20 protein-coding genes and 1 pseudogene are annotated in these 24617 nt (G+C 57.2%); 8 read left to right on the top strand and 13 right to left on the bottom strand.

Annotation, left to right across the window (positions count from 1 at the left end):
• Positions 1 to 35 precede the first annotated feature (35 nt).
• Positions 36 to 308: a hypothetical protein gene (locus tag QD409_RS00720; RefSeq protein WP_430761584.1), complete on the top strand. Its 273-nt coding sequence runs from the start codon at positions 36 to 38 to the stop codon at positions 306 to 308.
• A 216-nt stretch (positions 309 to 524) separates the two neighbouring features.
• Here QD409_RS00720 and nhaA read toward each other — a convergent pair whose 3' ends face one another.
• The gene (gene nhaA, locus QD409_RS00725; RefSeq protein ID WP_430761585.1) at positions 525 to 1706 is read right to left on the bottom strand and encodes a Na+/H+ antiporter NhaA; all 1182 of its coding nucleotides are present in this window, start codon (positions 1704 to 1706) and stop codon (positions 525 to 527) included.
• On the opposite strand from nhaA, the gene QD409_RS00730 reads away from it, so the two are divergent.
• Both QD409_RS00730 and QD409_RS00735 read left to right on the top strand, forming a co-directional pair.
• Positions 1699 to 1962 (top strand): hypothetical protein, encoded by a 264-nt coding sequence (locus QD409_RS00730; RefSeq protein ID WP_430761586.1) that lies wholly within the window; start codon positions 1699 to 1701, stop codon positions 1960 to 1962. The genes nhaA and QD409_RS00730 overlap by 8 nt on opposite strands.
• Before the next feature lie 45 nt (positions 1963 to 2007).
• Entirely contained in the window at positions 2008 to 2877 is an 870-nt protein-coding gene (locus tag QD409_RS00735) for an ADP-polyphosphate phosphotransferase (RefSeq protein ID WP_430761587.1), read from the top strand.
• A gap of 784 nt (positions 2878 to 3661) precedes the next feature.
• On the opposite strand, the gene QD409_RS00740 is transcribed toward QD409_RS00735, so the two are convergent.
• Positions 3662 to 5107, bottom strand: coding sequence for a tyrosine-type recombinase/integrase (locus tag QD409_RS00740; RefSeq protein ID WP_430761588.1), 1446 nt, complete (start codon positions 5105 to 5107; stop codon positions 3662 to 3664).
• A gap of 432 nt (positions 5108 to 5539) precedes the next feature.
• Between QD409_RS00740 and QD409_RS00745 the strand changes: the two genes are divergently transcribed.
• Complete coding sequence (locus tag QD409_RS00745; RefSeq protein WP_430761589.1) at positions 5540 to 6835, top strand: MgtC/SapB family protein; 1296 nt, start codon at positions 5540 to 5542, stop codon at positions 6833 to 6835.
• A gap of 146 nt (positions 6836 to 6981) precedes the next feature.
• Here QD409_RS00745 and QD409_RS00750 read toward each other — a convergent pair.
• Both QD409_RS00750 and QD409_RS00755 read right to left on the bottom strand, forming a co-directional pair.
• Positions 6982 to 7772 (bottom strand): annotated as a pseudogene (locus QD409_RS00750) (EAL domain-containing protein); the annotation flags it as partial.
• A gap of 278 nt (positions 7773 to 8050) precedes the next feature.
• A complete protein-coding gene (locus tag QD409_RS00755) occupies positions 8051 to 9505 on the bottom strand; it encodes a hypothetical protein (RefSeq protein WP_430761590.1) in 1455 nt (484 codons plus the stop codon).
• 1075 nt (positions 9506 to 10580) lie between these two features.
• On the opposite strand from QD409_RS00755, the gene QD409_RS00760 reads away from it, so the two are divergent.
• The 3 genes from QD409_RS00760 to QD409_RS00770 are packed head-to-tail and all read left to right on the top strand — an operon-like array spanning position 10581 to position 13113.
• Positions 10581 to 11093 (top strand): PepSY domain-containing protein, encoded by a 513-nt coding sequence (locus QD409_RS00760; protein WP_430761591.1) that lies wholly within the window; start codon positions 10581 to 10583, stop codon positions 11091 to 11093.
• A gap of 2 nt (positions 11094 to 11095) precedes the next feature.
• Positions 11096 to 11761 carry a response regulator transcription factor gene (locus tag QD409_RS00765; RefSeq protein WP_430761592.1) on the top strand — a complete coding sequence of 222 codons (666 nt, stop codon included), beginning with the start codon at positions 11096 to 11098 and terminating at the stop codon, positions 11759 to 11761.
• Positions 11758 to 13113 (top strand): sensor histidine kinase, encoded by a 1356-nt coding sequence (locus QD409_RS00770; protein WP_430761593.1) that lies wholly within the window; start codon positions 11758 to 11760, stop codon positions 13111 to 13113. Before QD409_RS00765 ends, QD409_RS00770 begins: the two co-directional genes overlap by 4 nt.
• Positions 13114 to 13410: 297 nt before the next feature.
• Here QD409_RS00770 and QD409_RS00775 read toward each other — a convergent pair whose 3' ends face one another.
• Entirely contained in the window at positions 13411 to 14457 is a 1047-nt protein-coding gene (locus QD409_RS00775) for an IS110 family transposase (protein ID WP_430761594.1), read from the bottom strand.
• A 315-nt stretch (positions 14458 to 14772) separates the two neighbouring features.
• Between QD409_RS00775 and QD409_RS00780 the strand changes: the two genes are divergently transcribed.
• Positions 14773 to 15099: an integration host factor subunit beta gene (locus tag QD409_RS00780; RefSeq protein WP_092855553.1), complete on the top strand. Its 327-nt coding sequence runs from the start codon at positions 14773 to 14775 to the stop codon at positions 15097 to 15099.
• An 85-nt stretch (positions 15100 to 15184) separates the two neighbouring features.
• Here QD409_RS00780 and QD409_RS00785 read toward each other — a convergent pair whose 3' ends face one another.
• From QD409_RS00785 to QD409_RS00820, 8 genes are read right to left on the bottom strand one after another with little or no spacing between them, the layout of a single operon-like run.
• Positions 15185 to 16201 carry a DUF4365 domain-containing protein gene (locus QD409_RS00785; RefSeq protein WP_092855551.1) on the bottom strand — a complete coding sequence of 339 codons (1017 nt, stop codon included), beginning with the start codon at positions 16199 to 16201 and terminating at the stop codon, positions 15185 to 15187.
• A gap of 12 nt (positions 16202 to 16213) precedes the next feature.
• Positions 16214 to 16747, bottom strand: coding sequence for an NADH-quinone oxidoreductase subunit B family protein (locus QD409_RS00790; protein ID WP_430761595.1), 534 nt, complete (start codon positions 16745 to 16747; stop codon positions 16214 to 16216).
• 12 nt (positions 16748 to 16759) lie between these two features.
• Complete coding sequence (locus tag QD409_RS00795) at positions 16760 to 18277, bottom strand: NADH-quinone oxidoreductase subunit C (RefSeq protein WP_430761596.1); 1518 nt, start codon at positions 18275 to 18277, stop codon at positions 16760 to 16762.
• 11 nt (positions 18278 to 18288) lie between these two features.
• Positions 18289 to 19752 (bottom strand): hydrogenase 4 subunit F, encoded by a 1464-nt coding sequence (locus QD409_RS00800; protein WP_430761597.1) that lies wholly within the window; start codon positions 19750 to 19752, stop codon positions 18289 to 18291.
• Positions 19749 to 20414 carry a hydrogenase-4 component E gene (locus QD409_RS00805; RefSeq protein WP_430761598.1) on the bottom strand — a complete coding sequence of 222 codons (666 nt, stop codon included), beginning with the start codon at positions 20412 to 20414 and terminating at the stop codon, positions 19749 to 19751. Before QD409_RS00805 ends, QD409_RS00800 begins: the two co-directional genes overlap by 4 nt.
• Positions 20414 to 21370, bottom strand: coding sequence for a respiratory chain complex I subunit 1 family protein (locus tag QD409_RS00810; protein ID WP_430761599.1), 957 nt, complete (start codon positions 21368 to 21370; stop codon positions 20414 to 20416). Before QD409_RS00810 ends, QD409_RS00805 begins: the two co-directional genes overlap by 1 nt.
• Complete coding sequence (gene hyfB / locus QD409_RS00815) at positions 21361 to 23382, bottom strand: hydrogenase 4 subunit B (protein ID WP_430761600.1); 2022 nt, start codon at positions 23380 to 23382, stop codon at positions 21361 to 21363. Before hyfB ends, QD409_RS00810 begins: the two co-directional genes overlap by 10 nt.
• Positions 23379 to 23693, bottom strand: coding sequence for a helix-turn-helix domain-containing protein (locus QD409_RS00820; RefSeq protein WP_430761601.1), 315 nt, complete (start codon positions 23691 to 23693; stop codon positions 23379 to 23381). Before QD409_RS00820 ends, hyfB begins: the two co-directional genes overlap by 4 nt.
• Positions 23694 to 24617: the final 924 nt, after the last annotated feature.

Genomic DNA, 24617 nt, shown 5'->3' on the forward strand with positions numbered 1-24617 from the left:
CTGCGGGCAATGATGCCCAACACAAGGAGAAGACCATGTTGAAGATCACTGCGGTAGCTATCGTTCTTGCATCGGCGTTCACGCTTCCGGCTTTTGCCGACGACGCAATGATGGCCACGAAGTGCGACGACGCATCGATGATGAAGATGCAAGCGAGCATGGACAAGATGACCGACCCTATGATGAAGGATAAGAAGGAAATGGCGTCCAAGGAAATGATGATGGCCAAGGACTCCATGAAGGCCAACAAGATGGACGACTGCAAGATGCACATGGACAATGCCATGAAGAGCATGGGCAAGATGTAGCAAGTATCCGTGGCGACCGGGCGGCGCCCGGTCCCCACATGCACTTTGCGGAGCCGCCGGTTCGGTTCGCGTACAACGCTTCGCAAAGGCGAGCTGTTGATTTGCATGCGCGCGGGTCCTTCAGCCGCCGCTCTCGAGCTTGGCCATCAAGCCGAAAGGTTCTCATTGCTCGGCCTGGCTGCACCTCTCCTCCTCGGTCATCGGCCCCCAAGTTTGTTATTCGCGGCGCGCCGCCCAACGAAGTCCGACGTAACCGAACACGCCGGCGGTAAGTGAACCTGCAAGAATGCCGATCTTGACCCGGTCCTGGAACAAAGGGTCATTAAAGGCAAGCAGCCCGATGAATAGGCTCATCGTGAAGCCGATCCCGCAAAGCAAGGAGACACCGAGTACCTGTCGCCAACTGGCACGAGCCGGAAGATCGGCAAGCTTGAACCTGACCATCAAAAACACAGCGCCAAACACGCCCATCACCTTGCCGAGCACCAAGCCGAGGGCAACGCCAAGCGTGACCGGCTCAACCATCACTGTGGGCGAAATTCCCTGAAACGATACGCCAGCATTTGCAAAACCGAATATCGGCACGATCACGAACGCCACGGGCTTCGCTAGAAGGTGCTCGAGGCGGTGCAAAGGTGATACGCTATCAGACGCTTCTGGCTTCCCACGCGTGACGGTGATCGGGATGAAAAGCGCGAGCAACACGCCCGCCAATGTCGCGTGGATCCCTGACCGCAGGACAAAGACCCAAAGCACAGCCCCCAACAGCAGATAGGCCACGAGCGAATTGGTCTGCCGGCGGTTGAGCACGAACAGGATGACAAGGACAAGCATGGCGCCGATTAAATCGGGTATCGAGATGCCGGTATTGTAGAACAGAGCGATAACAATGACCGCCCCAAGATCGTCGATGATGGCCAGTGCGGCCAGGAAGATCTTTAGCGACGCAGGGACGCGGGAACCCAGGAGTGACAAGACGCCGAGGGCAAATGCGATATCGGTCGCCGTCGGTATTGCCCAGCCTCGAAGAGTATCAGGGTTGCCGCTGTTGACCGCGACATATATCCCGGCCGGGATCAGCATTCCGCCGGCCGCAGCGACGCCAGGCAGAATACGCCTGCTCCACGAGGAGAGCTGCCCGTCGAGCATTTCGCGCTTGATCTCAAGGCCGACCAGCAGAAAAAAGATCGCCATCAGGGCATCATTGATCCAATGCTGGATACTGAGCGGTCCAATGTAGGCATGGAGCGTGGAGAAGTAGCTGGAGGCGAGCGGTGAGTTCGCCGTCAAGATTGCCAATGCCGCCACGAACATCAAGACAAGCCCGCCAGATGCCTCGCCATCAAGAAACTGCCTGAGCGTTGAGTTTATGCGCCCGACAGGCAGGATTTTGGACACCATACGCCCCGCTCGCATCCTATGGATCGCCGTGCTCGGCACGCAGATCTTGGCGACGCTGATCGCGGTCTACGGGGTATTCATGACGCCGCTTGGCTGGGGTTGGGCCGCGTTCGTTTGGGGATATGCCTTGGTCTGGTTCCTCATAAACGATCGCGTGAAATTGCTTGCATACCGAATTCTCGATCCTCTCAAGATCCAGCCCCGGCGCGAAGCGAAGCTACCCGGCAGTCAGACGTCGCAGACCGCTGGATGAGATGAGGCGCCATTGTGTGGGATCTGATTAGAAGGAAGGTGGACGATGAAAATACGGTCGAAGGACTTCCGCGTACGCGAAGGCGATGACGTCGATCTGAAGAAATGGCCGACCTCGGTCCATCCTGCTTACAAGTCAAAGGGCCAGTACGAGAAGATCCTGGAAGAGCACGTCGCACAACTCAGCGACATGCAGCAGCTTCTCTACGCATCCAACCGTCATGCTATCTTGCTGATCTTCCAGGCGATGGATGCGGCGGGCAAGGACGGCGCGATCCGGCATGTGATGTCGGGGGTTAACCCTCAAGGCTGCCAGGTTTTCAGCTTCAAACATCCCAGTACGGCCGAACTTCAGCACGATTTCCTTTGGCGGACTACACGTGACCTGCCTGAACGGGGACGGATCGGCATCTTCAACCGGTCCTACTACGAGGAAGTGCTAATCGTCCGAGTGCATCCTGAAATACTCCAAAGTGAAGGGCTCCCCGACGCCACACATGACGACAAGACCCTCTGGCACGACCGATATCGCTCGATCAGGAATTTGGAGAAACATCTCAACAGCAACGGGACCCGTATCGTCAAATTCTTCCTGCATCTTTCAAAGGAGGAGCAGCGAAGGCGCTTCCTGGCGCGCATCGATGAGCCGGAAAAGAACTGGAAATTCAGCCTTGCGGATATAAAGGAGCGGAAGTTCTGGAAGCAATATATGGAGGCCTATGAACAATGCCTCGGCGCGACAAGCACAGCCGGCTCCCCTTGGTACGTCGTCCCGGCCGACGACAAGGATAATGCGCGGCTGATCGTCTCCCAGATCGTCCTTGATACGTTCAAAGGACTCAACATGGCTTATCCGGAAACGAGCGCGGGGCGCCGGCAGGAGCTGCTGGCGATCCGGAAGCGGCTTGAGAAATAAGAAATCGTGCGACCTCCGGCTCGAACAGTTTCGCGGAACCTGTTGAAAATCGTTGGAGGAAAGCGGACTGTCGCAGCCGAGAATGAAGCGCTCGAAAGAAAGCCTAATAGCGTTCGAACACGTGGGCTCGAACCCACAATATGGTTTTGCTGGCGCCAACGAGACAATCCATTGAAGCCTTGCTTTGCAGGCATTTGTAACGCGAGCAGGCTAACTCTTGATCCCCGGTACCACGGACGTCGACGCGACATGCCCACCAATGCAGAGTGACTCTACTTGGGGTTTCCGCTCAGCCCAGGCCAAGCCGAAGGCGAGCTGATGCCTCCAATTCCTCAGCGAAGCCAAGTGTGGATCGAAGAACGGCTGCCTCATTCGAAGCCGATGTTCCATGGTCCTTGATCGCGATCGGGAATTCCATGCGGCCAGCGCTTGTGTACGCTCGGACACTGTACAAGAGCCAAGCGTTTCTTCGTTCCTCGACTTTTATCAACTCGATGTTTGCCATCGTCAATCTCCAACCATCGGAGGCTCTATCTCATCGGACAGACGCGTAGTCTACTCTGAGGTAGCGCCGATCGAGAGGTTCGGAAAATACCCTACGAGAATCTATCGGCTGAACAATCGCTAGCCCTCGTCCTGAGAAAAACCCGCCGACCAAGCTACCAATGCTGTGGCAACACTCGTTGTTGCAGCATCATTGTCAGCAGCAAAACCGCCGAGGCTCTAATCGCAGCCGGATGAAAGTTCAGTGGCAGGTCATCTCCGGCAAAGCCGGGGCGGTTCACTATGCGGATCTTGACATGCCTTCTAACGCAACGGAACTAGCAATCGCCCCGGTCACTATTGTCAGAACGCGCTTTACGTCCGCACCATTGTTAAGAAATCGGAGCACAAGAGCTTTTAGTTCAGAGTCAAGTTCTGCGAGATCCTGCTTGGCTCTTAACTGCTGCATATCTCCTTCCACGGCAACTCTGCCCGCGAGTGCCTCAGCAATCCGCTTGGCAACCCGATCTGCAGCATCGCGAGAGGGATCACGCTGGACGTGAGCATATATTCCGGTGGAGCTTAAGTCGGCATGGCCAAGAATTGCGCCCGTCAGCGCCATCGCCTCTCCTGAAGAAGCGGCTGTAGAGCCAACCGTGTGCCTCAGTGTATGTGGCGTGGCACCAGCGATCTGAGCTTTTGCAACGGCCTTGCGCCAAGCCCGTACGGCTCCCTGATAATGTCCCTCACCATGCTCAGCCGGAAACACAAACTTGCTCTCTCCTCTTGGAATTGAGTTCAACAAAACCATTGCATGCGCGCCTAAGGGACGGATCGACCTCCCGGTTTTACTGTCTTTAAGTTCGATTAGTCCGTCATCAAAATTTACTTCCGACCATTCCAGGCCAGCTATTTCTTCGCGGCGGCAGCCGGTCAAAGCCAATAGGCGGATAATGATTATAGCCTTTCGATTGTGACCTGCAGCTTCAAGTTCATCCAAAGCGGCCCCCAGGCGTGCAAGCTCATCTATGGTAAGAAATCGCGTCCTTCGATTATCAGTTTTCCGAATAGCAGCGGTTGTGCATGGATTATGGGCAATGATTTCGTTCCGAATGGCAAAACTGAAAACGGCAGACAGATCGCGCGCTACCTTGCGTCCGGATGCCGCACCGCCTCTCACAATGCTCCGTCGACGAATTCCTATCTTCTCGTCGCGAGACGTCTTTCCGGATGTCACATCAGCAACGAGTCGCTCAATATCGCCTGAGTTTAGACTTTGCGCCCGTCGCTTCCCAAGTAAAGGCACTACATGGTTTCGAAGACGCGCCAACGTTACGGACTTAGTCCTTGCCTTCATCGGCTCGCCTTGCCGCCGACCGCGCTGAACGAAGCAGCCCTCTTTCTCATAAAGATCGATGAGCGCACCAATCGTCATCTGCCGGCGCATTGCCTGGAGATCCCCCGCCGGATCTTGCCCAGCCGCAACACTCCCGAGCTTAGCCTTGGCGAGCTTTCTTGCTTGCTCTACGGTGATCGGACCAAAACGCCCTATCGTCAAAATGCGCTGGGGAGCTGAGCGACCGCCGCCATCAGCTCGATACTTGATGAGGAAAGTCTTCACACCCGTGGGAGCGATGCGAAGACCAAAGCCTGCAAGCTCGCTATCCCAAACGTGATAACGTTCATGATCCGGCCGAGCCGCATCGACGACGCGCTTCGTCAGCAGCACACTACTACGCTTGCTCATCTACCACCTCCAGGACTTTTAGCGGGTCACCACCAGGACACCACGGCAATCGGAAACTGAAGGATAATGATAGCGTTCAATCGGCGGCGGTGTCAACCTAAGCCATTGAATAGTCGTGATATTTAGCACGTTTGGATACTTTAGCGGTACCCAGTTTTATCCTCCCCAGGAAAAGGCTACTCTTTCATTTCTTGCGGTGACAACCGACCTGCAATCGTCCAGCCTCACCAGATTGCGGGTATGGTTTTCGAGGCGGGATGCCAGTCGGATCGCCGAGTGAGGCTTCAAAGAGCCCGCAGGCGCTCCTGGTGTAACTCCAACCGGCTCGGTGCAGACAAGCTGTTGACAAAGCGCGCGAGAGAGAGGGCGGGCGCAGAAACGGCCGGAATGATGGGGCGACACAGATGAAGCGGATTCGAATAAGGGGGTGGGATGGAGAGCATTGAATCTTTCGAGCGGCTCGGTTTGGCACTGGCTATCGGCGCAGTCGTCGGCGTAGAGCGCCACTGGCGGGAGCGCGATGAAGGTGCGGGAAAGCGAACTGCCGGAATCCGCACCTTCATGATCGTCGGCATGCTCGGCGGTCTTTCGGGCCTGATTGAACAGACGCAATCCCCGCAGCCTGCGCTATACGGCCTCGTCGTCGTCGCCATGTTCGCAATCTTTAGCGCCATCTTCGCTCTCTATCAGTTTCGGGAATCGATCGTGGAAGGCGATTACAGTGTCACCACCGTCGTCGCAGCCATGACAACCTTTGCGCTGGGATCCCTCGCCGTGCTCGGCAATGCGCGGCTGGCAGCGGCCGGCGGCGTTTCGCTCGTGGCAATCCTGGCCAGTCGCGAGATATTGCATCGGTTCGTTCGGGCTCTAAGTTGGAACGAGCTGCGATCGGCCATCGTTTTCCTTGCAATGGCTGTCATTGTCTTGCCGATCCTGCCCACTGCTCCGCTCGGCCCGTTTGGCGGCATTTCTCCCTCCGGCACTTGGCAATTGGTAGTCCTTCTCGCAGGCACCTCCTTCCTGGGATATGTTGCCGTCAAGGCGTTCGGCCAGGTTCGCGGCGAACTCGTCGCCGGAGCAGTCAACGGCCTGGTATCGTCAACCGCGATTGCCGTCACGAATGCCCGTCTCAGCCTTACCGGACAGTCGGCAGCACTGTTGGTTGCCGGCGCAACGGCCGCAAACGCCGTCTCGTACCTCAAGGTGCTTTTTTACATCGCCATTCTTGCGCCGCCGATCGCAGTGCGCCTCGGCCCCTCCCTGGTTGCCGCCGCTCTCGTGATGGCCGGTTTTTCACTGCTCTTTGCACGGAAGGACACTGCCGGGCACACTGAACACCGCACACGAAACCCGTTCGAATTGCTTTCCGTTTTGAAAACTGCGCTCCTTCTCGTTGCCGTAGGGTTCTTCGCACGGGCGGCCGCGGCCTGGTTCGGGCAATCTGGCTTGCTTGTCGTCTCAACGCTCTCTGGGCTTGCAGATATTGATGCCATCACTGTTACAATTGCCGGCATCCTTGACACTATAAGCGCTGAATTTGCGGCAATGGCTCTCGGGGCTGCCGTTGCCGCCAATACGGTGGCAAAGACGGCATATGCTTTGGTCCTGGGCGGTCGCGCATACAGTGGCCGCTTTGTATTGGCCAGCGCCAGCGCGCTCGTCGCTGGCATCGTCGTGTTCGAAACAACACCGGTAATAGCGTCGCTTTTGCCGGAACACTTGCCGTAATAGCGACCAAGCTGCGAATCGGCTCTAAAGATTCACCCATTAATGCCGGCGATAACTTTTTGGAAATGCAGTAAAAATTGAGAGAGGAGTGGTGGCATCCCCGCGCTGCTCCCAATCCCAACTTTGGCGCGAATTGGGCAAGCAGATCAATATGTTGGATTCCGTGCGTAAGGGGTCAACGTTCGGATCCGATTCACACCCTGCACCTGCTCGCAACTCTCACGGGTCAGAAACGCAAGCTGATCTGTCGTTTCAACACCCTCAGCGATAATAGGCAAATTCAGGCCACGTCCGAGCCCGATAACTGCCCGTATGATTGCCGCTGACGAGGACTGTCCGATATTGTGAACGAACGATTGATCTACCTTGATCTTGTCGAATGGAAAGGATTGCAGATGGGAGAGCGATTAATAACCGGTCCCGAAATCATCCATCGCGATCCGCACCCCAAGCGACTTAAGGCGCCCAAGCGTCGAGATCACGCGCTCAAGGTCGCGATGATGCGGTCGGCGAGAACCGCCGCGGAGGCAGCGTCAACTTCTGCCAAAACCATAAATTCGTCGCCTCCAAAGCGGGCAACAAAAGCACTATCCGCAGCCACGCAAAGGCGTTTGGCTGCCGTGAGCAGAACAACGTCCCCAATATTGTGACCGAACAAATCGTTGACCTCTTTGAACCGATCCAGATCGAGGTATAGGACCGCAAACTGTGATCCTTCCACGCCGTGTTGTTTAAGCAAACCGTCGAGTTTCCGATTTTGCGCGGCACGGTTCGGCAATTCAGTCAACGAGTCGTGCAGTGCCAAATGCGCTATTTGCCGCTCGGCATTCCGGTGTTCGGTAATATCCTCATGCGTCGAGACCCAACCACCATCGGACAGTTTCTCGTGGTGCACGCGAATGACCTGGCCGGACTTCAGCTCCGCCAACCAGTCCTGAGATAATTTGAATGTAATATTTCTCTAATACACCCGCAACCGTTGCACAGTTCGCATGAACATGATGAGCACGCTCTGCAAGTTCCGGTGGCAGGCAAAACCGCGAGTTCACGGCCGAATTAGCGCGTAAGCGAACTGGAACGGTTAAGGATCAGCTCGTCACTTTGAATGGTTGTTACCGGCTCCATACGGGCAAATAAAGAACGGATCCGGTCAGTCTAAGGCGTCTGAGACTTCAGGCGCGTTCATGGAGGCCCCGAAACCAATAGATCGCCGTATCAGCAACTGCTGTTATCCTCTTGGCATTTGATAGAATCACTACCCTCTTCCTGCGGCTCCATCTGCTGTTGTGGTATCAGTTTTGCCGGTGGAACTTTATGTGAATTTCCCTCACTTTCTGCGGGCAAGATGTTGTTCTTTTGAAGAAAATCTCCAGGATCGTCCAAAGAATCATCCTGATTATTGTCGTGGTTGATTTCTTCTACAATGCCCTTATCTCGCCGCTGTACGCTACCAAAATGATCTTCACTCCCACGCGGTGTAGTCATATCTGGCCCTTTGTCATTCGATAGGCCATGTTCTTCATCGGGCTGAGACGAAATGCCATTCGGCTCGGCGGCGACCGGGGTTGTCTCGTCCACTTTGGATATGACATCGTCATCTGTCGTCCACGCCAAGGTCCGTGGAGTGAAAATTGTGTCTTCTGGTGTCGCCGGTATATCGATCTCAGTTAAATTTTCTTGCGGCAGAGATTCGTATTCGACACGGATCTCATCTGCCATATTGTAGATCGTCTGATAGGTAATCTCCTGATTGACCTCAATCTGGTTGATCTCGACCAACGGACCTTCGACAACGACCGGCTCGTCATACCACACCGAACTACGCCCTTCGTAATATCCGTCGTAGAAGCCGTCCCAATAGGAACGCCAGATGTAGAATTCCGGGCTGACCGGTTCGAGATACATATAATATGTTGGATAGTACACTCGTGCGGTGTAAGCGAGTGCATCGAAAGAGCCCGCCACCATTGTCAGTGTGAGCAGCATATGTTGGTAGGTCCGGTCGTCATCAGGTCGGCTATCGTAGTAGGCGAGGTCCTGCCTCAGTCGCGCCATTTGTCGTTGAAGCGTCGCATTTGCGGAAACCTGACTTTCCAGCGACGAAACGCGTTTTTGCAGAACAGTCACCTTCTCACGTAGAGCTCGAACTTCGGCCCTGCTTACTGTCTTGGTTTGATTGCCTGACGTTGAGAGTACATATCGGGAAGAATAGGTTTTCCATGCAGCGTTCAGATAGCGCATGCCTTGTGCAGCCTGCCTGTTTTGCGCTGGCGTTAAGGCATATAGCGTTTGCAACTCACCGATAGCCCTTGATAGGCTGCCGGTGGCATCGGCAATGGCCTTGCTGCTGTGGGTCGCAAGCGCATCCTCCAATCGCTGGTTGGCGCGTGCCGCACGAGTCACACCTTCGAGAACGTTAGTAGCACTTCGGTGTCGGATGCCGAGGGTTTCCTTGTAGCTCCCCGCGATCATCCCGAATGACACACGCAAATCCAACAGTAGCCCTTGGGCATTTCGTTTGGTCGGAAGCGCGGCAACAGCGGAAGATGCAAAGCTTACTTGAGTGATGTAGGCCGCTGCGGCAATCGGTATCGAACTAGCCGCCTGAGCAGAAATCGCGAGTATCAAACTGCCTGACGCAATTTTGTTCAGTATCGAAGTTATGAACATATTGGAAAACCCATATTTGTGCCTTCGAATGCGCTTGCAGGTTTCATGCCCGCGTTCGAGCGAGGCACCGCTGCAATACTTTCAAGGTCGATTTTGATGAGGAAGGGGGCCGAAAGCTCCGGAAAAGCTCCACCTCGGTAAACTAGAACCGCGGCTCTATCTTGGCCAACCGAAACCAAGCTTCCTATGATTGCCACCGCAGACGGCAGTGTCATCGCACGCAATCACGTGCTCTGCGAAGGCGACCTCAGGCGCGCGCCGATCTGTTTTCTGAATACCGTGTTCGTCACGATAAACATCATCGATCACTCGTGGATAAATTGCTGCAGTAACCGTGTCTTTCCGACGTTTGCATTTCGGTCTCAGTGCACGAGTCTGCAGCCGGAGTATTTCGCATCTTGGCAATGTACGCCAAATGTAGGCTAAATGGCCCTCTTACATGCGTTGGTCGAACAATCAACATCGACAAAACGATGGCAAATAGCGTGGCCACGTAAATGATGGCTGGCACAAAGCGAAATGGCGTCTGCATATTGTATTCCTTCGGTTACTATCGAACGTCGAAGAGACGGATCGTCGTCGGACCTTGATCGGCGCCAATTCGCAAATTGGCACCCTGAGCGTTCGCATGCCACGCGCCTGCCGGAGCCACTTGGACCAAGGACCTGTTTCCAATTTCCTTGTTTGGGCTTAGCGGCGACTGGCTTGTTCGATGGTGTCTGAAAATGTGAAAAGGCCCGCATCTATGTGTTGGTCGAATGACCAACATCATCAGAAAGATGGCAAACAGCGCGGACGCATATATGACGACTGGCATAAAGCGAAACAGCGTCTGCATATTGTATTCCTTCAGTTGCTATCGAATGTCGAAGAGACATGCCCTCGCGCGCGATTGTCAAAAGACCGCTCGGTCGGATGAGCTAGAACCTTGCTTCCGGTTGCCTTGTTTTGCCTCGATGGTGGCTGATATACTCCATAGTGCCTGAAAATCCCGTGAGGGCGTTGTCAGGGAATTGTCAGCTTCGTTCGTCTAAGCTCACCACTCGAGCGGCTTTGACGGCGTGGGGAGATGTATGTGCGTTTTCGGTCCCTAAGAGCCTTCACGTGTTTCACTGCGGTTGCCCTTGCACTGCATCTTCCGGCTGTCGCGCACGCACAGGAAACCGCCAGGGCGGCGAAAGGCGTTCACTACATCGAAGTTGCTGACAGCGGCGGTGGTTCGGAAGGTTCCTCTGGCCAAGATTCCGATGCTGGAGCATCGAATCCGGACTCAAGCAATGGCGACACCGATTCCGATGATTCCGACGGCGGCGAGTCGTCCGGTCCCGAAGGATCCGGGCACAATGGGACCGACGATAGATTTAACGGACCGAATGGCGCTTTGGAAGCTGTTCAAAGCGATCGAGCCCTTCCGTTAGACGGCATCGTCACAATCGCCCGACAACTGACCAACGGGCAGATCATTGATGCGCGCCTGCATGCCGTGAAAGGTGTTCTGCAGTACGAGTTGAAAGTACTTGAAACTGACAATGAAGTGCGCCGCTATTCTTTCAATGCCCGCACGGGAAAACTGCTCAAGGTGAGATAAATATGCGGATACTCGTTGCTGAAGATGATCGCCGCATCGCAGAGTCGCTTGGCATTGCGTTGTCGACCGCCGGCTTCGTCGCGGAATATGCCACAGATGGAGAGGACGCCTGGTTCCGCGGCGAGACTGAAACATTCGATGCGGTGATCCTTGACCTCGGTCTTCCGACCCTGGATGGCTTGACGATCCTTAAGCGTTGGCGCCGCGCTGGACGTAACGCGCCCGTATTGATTCTGACAGCGCGCGGACAGTGGGACGAGCGGGTCGAGGGGATCGAATCCGGCGCTGACGATTACGTGGCAAAGCCTTTTCGTATGGAGGAAGTACTGGCGCGTGTCCGAGCGATTATCCGCCGGGCCGGTGGTCTTGCGTCATCGCAGATCGAAATCGGCGAGCTCATGCTCGACACGCGGATGAGACAGGTATCTCGGGCGGGCGTTCCGATCGTACTTACACCACAGGAATACCGGCTGCTCGCCTTCATGGCACATCAGGGCGGTCGCGTCGTCTCGCAGCTCGAGATAGCCGAACATCTCTATGCGCAGGACTTCGAAGGCGGTTCGAACGCGGTCGAGGTGCTTATTGGCCGCCTGCGGAAGCGACTGGGCGCCGATATTATCGCAACACGTCGCGGCTTTGGGTACATCCTCGGTGGGAACGACCCTTGAGAATTCAGTCTTTACGGGTTCGTCTGATACTGGGAGCAGGCGTCTGGATCGCCGTCGCGCTGGTTTTGGCGGGCGTAACTATCGGGTATCTGTTCACAAAGAATGTCGAACGCGGCGCTTCTGCAGATTTGTCGGCGACGATGTCGCGCCTTATCGCCCTGATCGATCCGGACGCACGTGGCGCGGCGCCAGTGCTTACCGGCACTTTGCCTGATCCACGCTACGATACGCCGATTAGTGGCCTCTACTGGCAGATCACAGATTTGGGCACCGAGCAGACAATCCGCTCTCGCTCGCTTTGGGATGATGTCCTAAGGGTCGGCTCCCTCGGCGAGGGCGGGCAACTCTCAACCGCACGAGGGCCCGTTGGACAATCGTTACTCGCCTTTTCCTTGACGGCCCGCTTTCCGAAAGCCAAAAGCGAGCGCCGCTATCAGGTCATCGTCGCTCAAGACCGGTCGATTCTCGACGAGGCGATCGCCCGCTTTGGGCGGGAGCTGGCCGTGGCGCTCCTAATCCTTGGTGTCGTCTTGGTACTGGCCGCCATCCTGCAAGTGCAGTTCGGCCTATCGCCGTTCAGGAGGTTGCGTCAGGATATCGAAGCCATCCGCAAGGGCGTTGCTTCCTCGATCGAGGCTGCCTATCCGCTGGAAGTAGTTCCTGTCGTCAGCGAAGTAAACGCTCTCCTTGCCCTGCAGCAGAAATCAATGGATTTTGCACGGTCGCGTGCTTCGGATCTTGCACACGGACTAAAAACTCCGCTCGCGGTGCTTGGCACCATTGCCTATCAACTCGAAGAAGGCGGCGACGCGCGCGGCGCGGCCTCGATCGTTGACCTGACGAACGAGATGCGTGATCGGATCGATTACCAGTTGCGTCTCGTCCGGCTGCGTCAACGCACTCGGATGCATGCCCTCAGCGCATCCTTGAGCAGCGTTGTCCCCCGAGCGGTCGCGGTGCTGAAGAAAACACGCGCCGGCGAGCATCTCGATTGGGCGGTCGATGTTATCGATGGTCTAAACGTCGATATCGACGCAAACGATCTCATCGAGCTTGTCGGCGTGATACTGGAGAACGCCGCCCAATGGGCAAACTCGCTTATCTGCATTCAGGCTAAGGATGACGCGACGGCCGTCGAATTGCAGATATCCGACGATGGTCCGGGCATTCCACCGTCCGCTCTCAGCTCGATCGGTCGACGCGGCAGACGCTTCGACGAAACAGTCCCAGGCACGGGCCTTGGCCTGGCGATCGCGTGCGAGATTGTCTCCCTCAACAACGGAACGATTGCCTTCGAACGATCCAAATACGGCGGCCTCGAGGTCGTAATTCGCTTGCCCGTCGCTACCTGAGGAACCGTGGCAGCGTAATGTCTGGATGGCGCCCGCTTGGCAAGGTGCTTTTGGAAGATGCTGAGCTTTGCGGGTCGGGTGCAGTCATGTCTCCGGCCTGTAAGCGCGGTTTGATACGACCGCTGGCCCTGATGTTTTCCGCGTGAACCGATCCCTATCAACTTACCGCGCTTTGGGGCGCTATACGATGCCACGGGTTCTTCAGTTCGTGCGATCCATTCCGCTTTCGCCTTCACATCACTCCATTGTCACGCCGCCAACTTTTGTGCCCTATGGGCAGTTCCGGTAATGCCTGGTCTATTGGGTAGCAAGATTCGGCTCGTAATGACCGGCTCTGGTCATGATCGCCCATGCGATGCGCGCCATTTTATTGGCCAAAGCGACGGCCACAAGCTTGAAGGATTTCTTCGCCAGCAAGGCTCTTGCCCAGTCCCCTAGTGGCGATTTGGTCTTGCCATTCTTGATGCTGTAGAGAGCGGCATGTGCTCCGACCACCAGTAGCTTTCGCAGATGCCGGTTGCCCATTTTGGAAATCCGTCCGAGCTTTGGCTTGCCGCCGCTCGAATATTGTCGAGGCACCAACCCTAGGAATGCCGCGAACTCTCGTCCACCCGCGAACAAGCCCGGATCCGGAATACTCGCCGACAGAAATGACGCCGTGATTGGCCCGATACCGGGGATAGAGGCAAGCCGAAGACTGACATCATCTTTGCGGTATATGGCGAGGATCTCCTTGTCCAGTTTGACAATCTCAGCTTCAATCCCAATCAGCGCATTTGCCAGCGGCTGCAATGCGAGCCGCATTGTGTCCGGGAGAGCCTCCTCATTGGAACCTTGGTCCATCCTTTCCAGGATTAAAAGAAGTTCTCCAACATTGCGGGCACCTTGCGCGACAACTATTCCCAGCTCGGCAAAATGTCCGCGTAAGGCGTTCATCAAGGCCGTTCGCTGCGAGATCAGCTGCTCTCGCGCACTGTGCAGCATCAGTGTTGCCTGCTGCTCTTTGCTCTTCACCGACACGAACCGCATCGAAGGACGAACCACTGCTTCGCAGATCGCTGCCGCATCAGCGGCATCGTTCTTATGCCTTTTGACGAAAGGTTTGACGTAGGCCGGTGAGATCAACCTTACATCATGTCCCAGTTCTATCAGCGTGCGCGCCCAATGATGGGCTGTTGCACAGGCTTCCATGCCGATCAGGCAGGGCGGCAGCTTTGTGAAGAAGGAAACCATCTGCGCTCGACGTAAAGCCTTGCGTAGAACGATCTGACCCTGCGTATCGACACCGTGGACCTGAAAAACATTCTTTGCGATATCAAGTCCGATTGTCGTAATATCGACCATGGTGGATGGCTCCTCTCTCGGGTTTTGCAAAAAACCATTTTGGCACATTCGATGCCGTCCGAGGGCGCCATCCACCACATCAACTTAATGCTTGACAGTAGATATCTGGATTGGCGCGCTGAGCCGTTCATGAGCGAAAAGATAGATCGCGATATTTTTCCTTGCCACTCCCCAAGGTAAAGACGTACCTCGGGAAGATCAGTATCGGAAAAGCGATCGCTGCACAGCAGTTAGTTGGCCACAAGACTTTTTGAGAAGCGGTTTATGGCCGGCTAAGTCCGCGTCTTGCAGTAGGGAGCGGAAATACAGGGTACAATGATCAAATCGGAACTCGTACATATTATCGCTTCTCGCAATCCGCGCCTCTACCCCAGCGACGTGATGCGGATTGTTGAGACGATTATCGACGAGATTGTCGGGACACTGGCGGAGGGCGGAAGGGTCGAACTGCGAGGCTTCGGCATATTTTCTGTCCGCCACCGGCCACCACGTTCGGGGCGCAATCCGTCAACAGGCAAGGCTGTCTTCGTAGAAGAAAAATGGGTGCCTTTCTTCAGAGCGAGTAAGGAGATGCAGGATCGCTTGAATCCAAAGATAGACGTTCGGCACGCACGGGTACGTCGTCCACCGGAAGAGGGCTAGGGAGCTTTCTCGGCATTTGTGCCAGTCCCCGCACGCCGGATAGCAAATTTCATCGGCTGATATGAAGTTGCCGGATTTTTGCTGCTTAATCCGTCCGATTATCGGGGCGCCGGGACCTTCTTCGTCTTTGCCAGAATTCTCGCTCCTCTTCTTCCGTGATGAAGCCATCAGGTTCCGGAGCCGATGGTTCCTCGTCTTCGGGATAACCTGCCTCCAGGAAACTCTCAGCCTCTAGGTAGGCGTAGGCTCCAGGTCGCAGTTCTACCTCCAAGATGTGCACTGCAACTTCACCGGAATACTCCGAAATCGGCTCGGCATAGGAATAGGTTGCCCAGGGGAAAAGGGTAGTCATCACGTCATGAAGACTATGCGCGCGAAGATGATAGTCGATCCGCACATCCGGCTCTTCCTCCCGGCCTTCGCCGATATAGATGCGGAGATTGCAGAAGATCGCAGTCGTGTCACCCCACTCGTCCCAGACAAAAAATGTCGTCTGATCCCGTATTTCCTGCATCAGTGCGTGATCAAGCGCAAAGGCGGAGCGCATCAAGGACTCGGGATCCGTCGCTATGGTCTCCTCGAAGCAGAGCCGGGCGGAGGCGTCGAGCACATTGGTCGCCGGAATGACGATCGACCATTCCGCGTCCGTTACCTCGCACAACCGCTCCTCAACCTGTTGCCAGAGCATCAGGCCGCTTTCAGAATCGACGATGATCACCCAGACCGGTAGTGAATGCCTTGTCCAGTAATCGAGGTTTTTCTTCTCTCCGCGATGGGTATGATCGCCATGCCTCCGGCTCGTGGGCGATACGGATCTGATTTGCAACGGCAAAAACCGGCCTGTCGGCCGGCCGTCATCAAGGATTTCGGCGCGCGCATCAATGCCGGTGTCCGAACTTGACAACCTACGGAAAGCCCATTTGAAATCCCGAAGAAAAACCTTCTCGACAGCGTCGATGGCAAGGCGGACGGCGGGATCCGTCTCATGGTCATGCAGCTTCTTGCCGCGCAGCTGCAGTGGCGGTGGCGGAAAAATCCAGCGTCGAACGGCCGCGATCAGAGCGTCTATTGCGATAAATCCAGCCCGGAGAAGTCGAACCATTGAAGCTCGCCGTCACGAAGCGCGGCCTCCCGTGTTCACATGTTCAAGCAAAGCAAGTAAACCTCTGAGGATATCCGTCGGCGACGGTGGGCAGCCTGGGATGTGGAGATCGACAGGTATGACCTTTGAAACCCCGCCGATGATGGCGTAGCTGCCCGCAAAATAGCCGCCGTCTCGCGCGCAATCACCAAGCGCAACAACCCACTTGGGGGCCGGCGTAGCATTGTACGTCCGCTCCAGAGCTTCGCGCATGTTTTTGGTTACCGGGCCGGTTACGAGCAGCACGTCTGCATGCCGCGGTGAGGCGACGAAACGGATGCCGAAGCGCTCCATATCGTAGAAGGCGTTGCTCAACGCATGCATCTCCAACTCGCAACCGTTGCATGATCCGGCATCGATGGCGCGGATCGAGAGGCTGCGGCCGAGACGCCGGCGGGATGCCGCTTCGATGGCGGCGGAAAGTTCTTCTATCGCTGCATCCGAGAGGCGCGGCGCCGGTTCGGTCAGCGGCAGGTGGAGCAGGCTTTCGAAGAGGAGCTTTCGCATGGGGTCCTGCCTTCAAAGATCATGACCAGAATAGGAGCAGTTGAAAGACTTGTTGCAGAGCGGGAAGTCGGCGACGATGTTGCCTTCGATCGCTGCCTCCAGGAGCGGCCACTGGAACCAAGATGGATCGCGCAGGTGGCAGCGTTCGATGATGCCCTCAGGTGTGAGCCGCAGCCAGACCAGCACATCACCGCGAAATCCCTCGACGAGGGCCAGACCTTCGCGGCTTTCGCTAACGAAGGGTACAGCGGTGAGGACTGGGCCTTTCGGAAGCTGGTCGAGAATCTGCTCAGCTAGCGACAGGCTCTGTTCGACCTCCCGAATACGGATCCAGACACGGGCGTTGACGTCGCCGTCGTCAAGCACTGGAACATCAAAGATCAGATTATCGTAGGGTGGGTAGCGCAGGGCCCACCGGGCGTCGAAACTGCGTCCCGAGGCCCGCCCGACATAACCACCTGCTCCATATTCACGGGCCAGATCAACCCGCAGCTTGCCCGTGCCGACCGTCCGGTCTTGCAGCGAGGCAGTGTTGTCGTAGAGTTCCACCAGGGCCGGGAATCGGCGGCGGATTTCGGCCAACAGGTTCCGCAAGCCGACCAGCCCGGTGTCGCCGAGGTCGATCGCGACGCCGCCGGGCGCGATGCGGTCACGCATCAAACGGTGGCCGAAAGCGGCATCGGCGGCACGCAGTACGCGCTCGCGCAGCACGCCGCAATGAGCCAGCATCAGCGGAAAGGCGGCGTCGTTGCAGATGGTGCCGATATCACCGAGATGGTTGGCGAGCCGCTCCAGTTCGGCCATCAGAGCGCGCAGCGAAACCGCCCTGGGCGGAACTGCGAATCCCAGCGCGGCCTCCACGGCCCGCGCAAAGGCATAGGCGTAGGCCACGGTGCTATCGCCGGATGTTCGCCCGGCAAGCTGCGCTCCACGGACAAGGTCCGCGCCGGCCATCAGCGCCTCGATGCCCTTATGGGTATAGCCCAACCGTTCCTCAAGTCGGACGACGGTCTCGCCGTTAGCTGTGAAGCGAAAATGTCCCGGCTCGATGATGCCGGCATGCACCGGACCGACCGGGATCTGATGCAGGCCGTCGCCCTCGGCCGGCAAAAAGGCATAGGGAGCGGTCTTCGACGATGGAACGCCACGCTTTCCCATAGGATAGTGCAAATTCCATCGATCGTGATCGAGCCACGGCCGGTTGTCCGGCAAACCCCACTGTTCGAGCCCGGTTAAATCACGGATCGCCCGCTCGGGCTTAAGCGCCGGCGGATGCAATTGCGCGACGGAAGGATAGCCGGCGCTGTCCAATCCTTCCAGGCTGAGGACGCCGATCGTGCCGGCCGGTTCATCGAGCAAGGCCATATGAACTGCGCTTCCTTCGCCCCAAAGACCGAGCAGGACCAGACGTCCTTCGGACAGAGCCTGTGCCGCCGATGTCCATGCATCCGCATCCGCGATGGCGCGTGGCCACGGAGCATGGTGCGGGACGGAACGCCCTTTCTCGAGGATATCACTAAGCGTCGACATCTCCCCCCCAATCATCGAAGAAGGTTGGCGATATGCTGGAACCAGGCCACCAGCTCTGACGGCAGATAGACGCCGGCGACCAGCACCAGCGCGAGGTGGGCATACATCGGCACATAGGATGCCTCAGCAGGCGCCCTGCTGCCGCGCGGCTGCCCGAAGACGGCCCCTGTCAGCCGCAGCAGCAGCGCGCCGAACGCGACCAGCAATCCGAAGACGAGCGGAATGGCCAGCAGCGGGTGCTTTGCGAAAGCCGAGCTGACGATCAGGAACTCGCTCATGAACACCCCTGCCGGCGGCAGTCCAGCGATGGCAACGACGCCGGTGAGCAGGCCCCAGCCGAGCCCCGGATGCGTTTCAGTCAAACCGCGGATGGCAGACAGTCTTTGCGTGCCCTTGACCTGGGCAATGTGGCCGACGGCAAAAAAGATCGCCGATTTGGTCAGCGAATGCATGACCATGTGCAATAGCCCGGCAAAATTGGCGATCGATCCCCCGAGGCCAAAGGCAAAGACGATGATACCCATGTGCTCGATCGAAGAGTAGGCGAACAGACGCTTGATATCGCGGCGACGGTAGAGCATGAAAGCCGCGAAAATCAACGATGCGAGCCCCATCGTCATCATCAGCGGCCCAGGCGCAAAAGCTTCGGGATTGGCCGACAACAGCATCTTGAAGCGCAGAACTGCATAGAGCGCGACATTCAGCAGCAGGCCGGACAGGACCGCCGAGATTGGAGTCGGTCCCTCGGCATGCGCGTCCGGCAACCAGGCATGCAGTGGCGCTAGACCGATCTTGGTGCCATAGCCAAGCAGCAGAAAGACGAAAGCGACGTTAAGAAGCGCCGGATCGAAGGCGGAGGCGTGATCGATTAGGATGGTCCAAACCATCGCGTCATAACCTTCACCGACGACCGGCTGCGCCGCCAGATAGACGAGAATGGTGCCGAACAGCGCAAAGGCGATGCCGACGCTCCCCAGAATGAAATATTTCCAGGCGGCTTCGAGCGCCTCGTGCGTGCGGTAGATCCCGACCATCAACACGGTGGTGAGCGTCGCAAGCTCGACTGCGACCCACATCAGACCGATATTGTTCGATACGAAAGCGAGATTCATGCCGAACATCATGATCTGATACATGGCGTGGTAAAAACGAAGGTTGGCAGGCGTCAGCCGGCCGGTTTCCAATTCATGCGCGATGTAGCTGGCGCTGAATATGCTGGTAGTAAACCCCACGAAGGCGTTGAGGACGATGAAGACAATATTGAGGTCGTCGACAATCAGATATTGTCCCGGTGCCGGCCGTTCGGTGACGAACAGGGAAAGAGCGGCGAGCAAGGTCAGCAGGCTTGCGAACACATTCAGCCGTGCAGTCATCCGATAGCCGGGCAAGAGGGCCAGGAGGACGGCTGCCACAATCGGTATCACGAGAACGGCAGTCACCGTATCGAAGGTCAGAACAGAGGAAAACGCGGTCATTTGCGCCTCCTCCCCTTGAAGTCATCGAGCGCCCGAACATCGACCGTGTCGAACCGCTCGCGGATGCGAAACAGAAAGACGCCAATAACGATGAAGGCGATCAGGATCGAGAAAGCGACGCTGATCTCGACGACCAGCGGCATGCCCTTGGCGCCGGTCGCGGCAAGCACCAGCCCGTTTTCGAGCGACATGAAGCCGACGACCTGGCTGACTGCATTGCGGCGGGTGACCATGATCAGCAGCCCGAGCAACAGCACCGACAATGCGAAGGCGAGATCCTCCCGCGCCAAAGGATCCGCCTCCGGCGTTACCCGCAACATCACCACAGTCGCCAAGGCGACCAAGCAGATGCCGGCGAGCATTGTTGGGCCGATGCCGACGACGGTCTCGATCTCGCGGTGAATGCCGAGTTGGCGAATCATGCGATGGAGTACCATAGGAATGACGATAGCCTTGAAGACCAGCGCGATCGCGGCCGTGACATAGAGATGCGGAGCGTCCTGGACGAAAGCTTGCCAGGCCACCGACAGGGTCAATAGCAATGAGTGCAGCGCGAACACGTTGAGCAGCGCGTAGAGGCGGTCCTGATAGAGCATCATCATGCTGACCAGCACCAGGCCGCCGGCGAGCATATGAGCGATGTCGAAGACCGGTCCATTCATCACAGGCTCCTCGAGACGAATCGCAGCAAGGTGGCGAGCAGGCCGAGCATGAGTGCTGCGCCCAGGAATTCCGGCACCCGAAAGACCCGCATCTTAGCGGTCGCGGTCTCGAACAAGGCAAGGAGGACGCCGGCGGCCGCGAGCTTGACGAGATAGGCGAGCAGGCCCGCCAGATAGGCCACTGACGCCTCCCCCAGTACGGCGAGTTTCCATGGAAGGAACATGCAGGCGATTAGCGAGATGTAAAGCAGGAGCTTCAGGGATGCCGCCAGCTCGATCATCGCGAGGTGCCGTCCTGAATATTCGAGCACCATGGCTTCATGTACCATGGTCAACTCCAGATGAGTTGCGGGGTTGTCAACGGGGATACGGGCATTTTCGGCGATCGCGACCATGACGAGAGCGATCAAGGCGATTGCCAGCGAAACGCGCAGCCCCACCTGCGGGGAGGTCATGAAAGCGGCGATGCTCGAAAGCTGGGTCGAGCCCGCGATCAGGGCGAGCGTGAAAATGATCAGCAGCATCGACGGTTCCGCGAGGGTTGCGATCATCGCCTCACGGCTCGATCCGATACCGCCAAAGCTGGTGCCGACGTCCATGCCGGCGAGTGCCAGAAAGAAACGGGCGCTGCCAAGCAGCGCGATAATGGCGATCAGATCCGCCGTCCAGCTGAAGATGAGGCCGGTGGCGAAAGTCGGGACGATGGCAGCTGCGATCCAGGTTACGGCGAAGATCAGATAGGGCGTCACCCGAAACAACCATGACGCATTCTCGGCCAGCACCACTTCCTTGCGCAAAAGCCGAAGGATGTCCCGGTAAGGCTGGGTCATGGAAGGCCCTCGCCGACGCAGCAAGCGCGCCTTGATCAGGCGGATGAAACCGGTCAGCAGTGGTGCAAGCAGCACGACGAGGGCCATTTGGAAAGCTTGGATGATGAGAGCGGAGATCACGACCATAACGCTAGCACCACCAGCAGGAAGACGAGCGTGAGGAAAACCAGGCTCAGATAACGCCGGATCGTAAGAAATTGCAGGTGGTTGAGCTTCTCGGCGGCAAAGCCGACGGCACCGGTGATCGGCAGGTAGAGCCATTCCCAGATCAAATCATGTGTCTCGACGGTAAAACGGGCCGGCCGGAGATCACCGGGCGCCGGCATGTCGACATTCTCGCGGGCGCGGAAAGCCAGCGTCCCAAAAACGCGCCGTATGGGTTGGGCGAAGCTGCCCGCCGTATATTGCGTTGCCGGGCTGATCTCGGGAAAGCCGCAATCCCACGCCGGTGCCCGGCGCAGCGCTCGTGAGGCATAGCGGTGAATGAGATAGGCCGTCAGCGACGCTGAGAAGAGGGTGAACAGGAATATCAGAAGGCCATTGTAAGAACTGCGGCTTTCGGCAATCGGCGCGATCGACAGCCATGGAATATCCGTCTGCACCGGCATCCGGTCCCCAATTAACGACAGCGTTACGGGCGCAAGCCCGTCGATGACGATCCCCGGCAGGATGCCGGCGAGAAGGCACAGCGCGGCCAGCACAGACATCGCTGCGAGCGAGAAGCGGTCGACCTCCACCGCCTGCCCAGCCACGGCTGTGCGAGGACGACCGAGGAAGGTCACGCCGTACGCCTTGACGAAGCAGGCGGCCACGAGCGCTGCCGACAGTGCGAGCAAACCGCCCACAGCCGGCACCAGTATCTTCAATCCCCATTGCGGCACGGCTGGGCTTTGCAGGATCGCTTGGAACGCCAGCCACTCGGACACGAAGCCGTTGAACGGCGGCAGCGCTGATATCGCGACGCTACCGACGAGGAAGGCGATGCTGGTGACCGGCATGCGATGGATGAGGCCGCCGAGCTTGTCCATGTCTCGCTCACCTGTCGCCGTCAGCACCGCGCCGGCTCCGAAGAAGAGTAGGCTCTTGAAGAAGGAATGGTTGAGCACATGGAACAGTGCGGCCGTCAGTGCAAGCGCCGCCGCCAGCCCCATGCCGTTTGCCTTGAAGGCAAGCGCCAGTCCGAGGCTGACGAAGATCACGCCAATATTTTCGATGGTGCTGTAGGCGAGCAACCGTTTGAGATCGCTCTCCATCAGCGCTTGCAGGATGCCGAGCACCGCGGTGCCGCTGCCGATAGTCAGGACGACGATGCCTGACCACCACGTCGGCATGCCAAGCAGATCGAAGATCACCCGGATGAAACCGTAGACGGCGACCTTCGTCATGACCCCGCTCATCAAGGCGGAGACATGGCTTGGAGCAGCCGGGTGCGCCAGCGGCAGCCAGGCATGCAGCGGTACCAAACCAGCCTTGGAACCAGCACCGAGCAAAAGCAAGACGAGTACAAGACCGGCTGTCAGTGGCGTATGTTCGGATATCCGCATCGCGGCAAACCCGTAATTGCCACTAAGACCGGCAAGCAGGCCGAACGCAAGCAACAGGGCCAGCGTGCCGAAACTCGCCATGACGATATAGACGTATCCGGCCCTCCGGTTGTCGGCGTCGTGATGGTGGACCATCACCAGCGCCCAGGATACAAGCGACATGAACTCCCAAGAGATGAGGAAGGTGAAGGCATCGTCTGCCAGAATGACCAGGTTCATGCCGGCGAGGAAAGCCGGAAAGAACGGCAGCACCCGATGTCGCGCGTGTTCGTGATGACCATAACCAATGGCATAAAGAGCCGACATGACGCCGCCAAGATTGACGACCGTCAAGAAGAAGGCGGCAAGCGTATCGAGCCGGAAATGGCTTCCCAGCCACGGCAGGCCGATAGGAAGGACAAGCACCGGTGCGTTCGTGGAAGGGAGACCTATGACAAGATACGCAAGTGCGGTTACAAAGGCGATCGCGGAGAAAACCAGGCTAGCGCCGTAAATGACTGGCGTGGATCGATTCGAACGGGCGATCCGTACCGCCAAAGCCGCCGTCCCGAGCAACGCGGCCACACATGACAAAAGGACGGAAACCGGTGTCACGAGTTTGTCCTCGCTGCGGGCAAGGGCGCCGATGGTTCGGCCGTTCCGCTTTCGGATGGTTTCGCCTTCGACTTGAGCCTGACCCCTCGCCCGCCGTCGGTGCTTGCGGCTCCCTCGTTGATCACTTCGATGCCCGCGCCATCGAAGGCAGCCAGAAGGCGCATCAGGGAGTCGACGTTGCCGCGCACGACATCGGCACTCGCCTCCATTCGCTGGATTGTTGGAACCGAAATTCCCGCCAGTTCGGCCAGCTGACGCTGGTCGATACCGAGAAGGGCCCGGGCGGCCCGCATCTGAGCGGCAGTAATCACGATTGAACCATCGTTTATCTTGCGCAGGCCCTGATAATTAAGGTCTATGATGTACCTATTGATGTTTAAAAGCAATATTTTGATGCATTGGCACCGTTTTGACACGAACCGCCGCTTGTTAAGAACCGGTTGTTGAGTTTCACAATGCTCTGCCCGTATTTCCACCCGGCGTTAACCCATCCAGTTGCCGAGAACCCGTTGACGAACAAGCTACATCGAGATCAAAGAAGGTCATGGCGAAAAGCAAAACTGGGTGAAATCGCGACGCAAATGAACACGCCGTCGAGGCTGGAGAGGCCACCCTTCAGCCCGAGCTTCGGCGTCAACTCGGTGGCGCTTTCGGCCGTGAACGACCTGCGGTCTCAGTGCCAAGGCTGATACGGAACTGACCCTCATTAAAGCCGTCGATGGTCGCCACGTCATGTCTGACCGCTTACGGTCAGCCTACTGTGAATGTCCCGGCAATCGCTAGTGCGAGAGCCTCACCAAGAGTTCCTGCTTCTTCTTGATGGCGTCGGGAATGCTACCGTGTTGGAGCGAAGCGTTGCAGTCGTCTAGAGCTTTTCGATCGTCGTCATCTCGCACCACCCATGTCGCGTTCAAAAGAACGCGAAAATAGAGCCGATATCCCGCTTGCGCGGCGACCTTTAACAGAACGGTGCTGCATGTTGTGATTACCGGCAAGGTATAGGCAGCAGAACGACAAACTATTCTTAAAGTTGAAGCAAACATTTGGTTTACATCTCGGCATGCGGACTTTGCCTTATAAAGAGGACCGTAAACTCACATCTTGTTCGCGGGAAGCCCAAGCGGGCTTAAGGGTGCTACTCGGCCCTCGACTGGCGACATGAAAAATACCGCGGCCACATACGCCGGTCAGCACTGCAGTTTCGCCTGATCGAAGGTACCCATTGCAGTACACCT

The sequence above is a fragment of the Rhizobium sp. BR 315 genome (genome assembly GCF_050577975.1).
In the GTDB taxonomy this organism is placed as follows: Bacteria; Pseudomonadota; Alphaproteobacteria; order Rhizobiales; family Rhizobiaceae; genus Rhizobium; species Rhizobium miluonense.

Coding starts and splice junctions, on each gene's coding strand:
- QD409_RS00720 (WP_430761584.1), top strand. CDS start 36: ATGTTGAAGATCACTGCGGTAGCTATCGTTCTTGCATCGGCGTTCACG.
- QD409_RS00735 (WP_430761587.1), top strand. CDS start 2,008: ATGAAAATACGGTCGAAGGACTTCCGCGTACGCGAAGGCGATGACGTC.
- QD409_RS00740 (WP_430761588.1), bottom strand. CDS start 5,107: ATGAGCAAGCGTAGTAGTGTGCTGCTGACGAAGCGCGTCGTCGATGCG.
- QD409_RS00745 (WP_430761589.1), top strand. CDS start 5,540: ATGGAGAGCATTGAATCTTTCGAGCGGCTCGGTTTGGCACTGGCTATC.
- QD409_RS00755 (WP_430761590.1), bottom strand. CDS start 9,505: ATGTTCATAACTTCGATACTGAACAAAATTGCGTCAGGCAGTTTGATA.
- QD409_RS00765 (WP_430761592.1), top strand. CDS start 11,096: ATGCGGATACTCGTTGCTGAAGATGATCGCCGCATCGCAGAGTCGCTT.
- QD409_RS00775 (WP_430761594.1), bottom strand. CDS start 14,457: ATGGTCGATATTACGACAATCGGACTTGATATCGCAAAGAATGTTTTT.
- QD409_RS00780 (WP_092855553.1), top strand. CDS start 14,773: ATGATCAAATCGGAACTCGTACATATTATCGCTTCTCGCAATCCGCGC.
- QD409_RS00785 (WP_092855551.1), bottom strand. CDS start 16,201: ATGGTTCGACTTCTCCGGGCTGGATTTATCGCAATAGACGCTCTGATC.
- QD409_RS00790 (WP_430761595.1), bottom strand. CDS start 16,747: ATGCGAAAGCTCCTCTTCGAAAGCCTGCTCCACCTGCCGCTGACCGAA.
- QD409_RS00795 (WP_430761596.1), bottom strand. CDS start 18,277: ATGTCGACGCTTAGTGATATCCTCGAGAAAGGGCGTTCCGTCCCGCAC.
- QD409_RS00800 (WP_430761597.1), bottom strand. CDS start 19,752: ATGACCGCGTTTTCCTCTGTTCTGACCTTCGATACGGTGACTGCCGTT.
- QD409_RS00805 (WP_430761598.1), bottom strand. CDS start 20,414: ATGAATGGACCGGTCTTCGACATCGCTCATATGCTCGCCGGCGGCCTG.
- QD409_RS00810 (WP_430761599.1), bottom strand. CDS start 21,370: ATGGTCGTGATCTCCGCTCTCATCATCCAAGCTTTCCAAATGGCCCTC.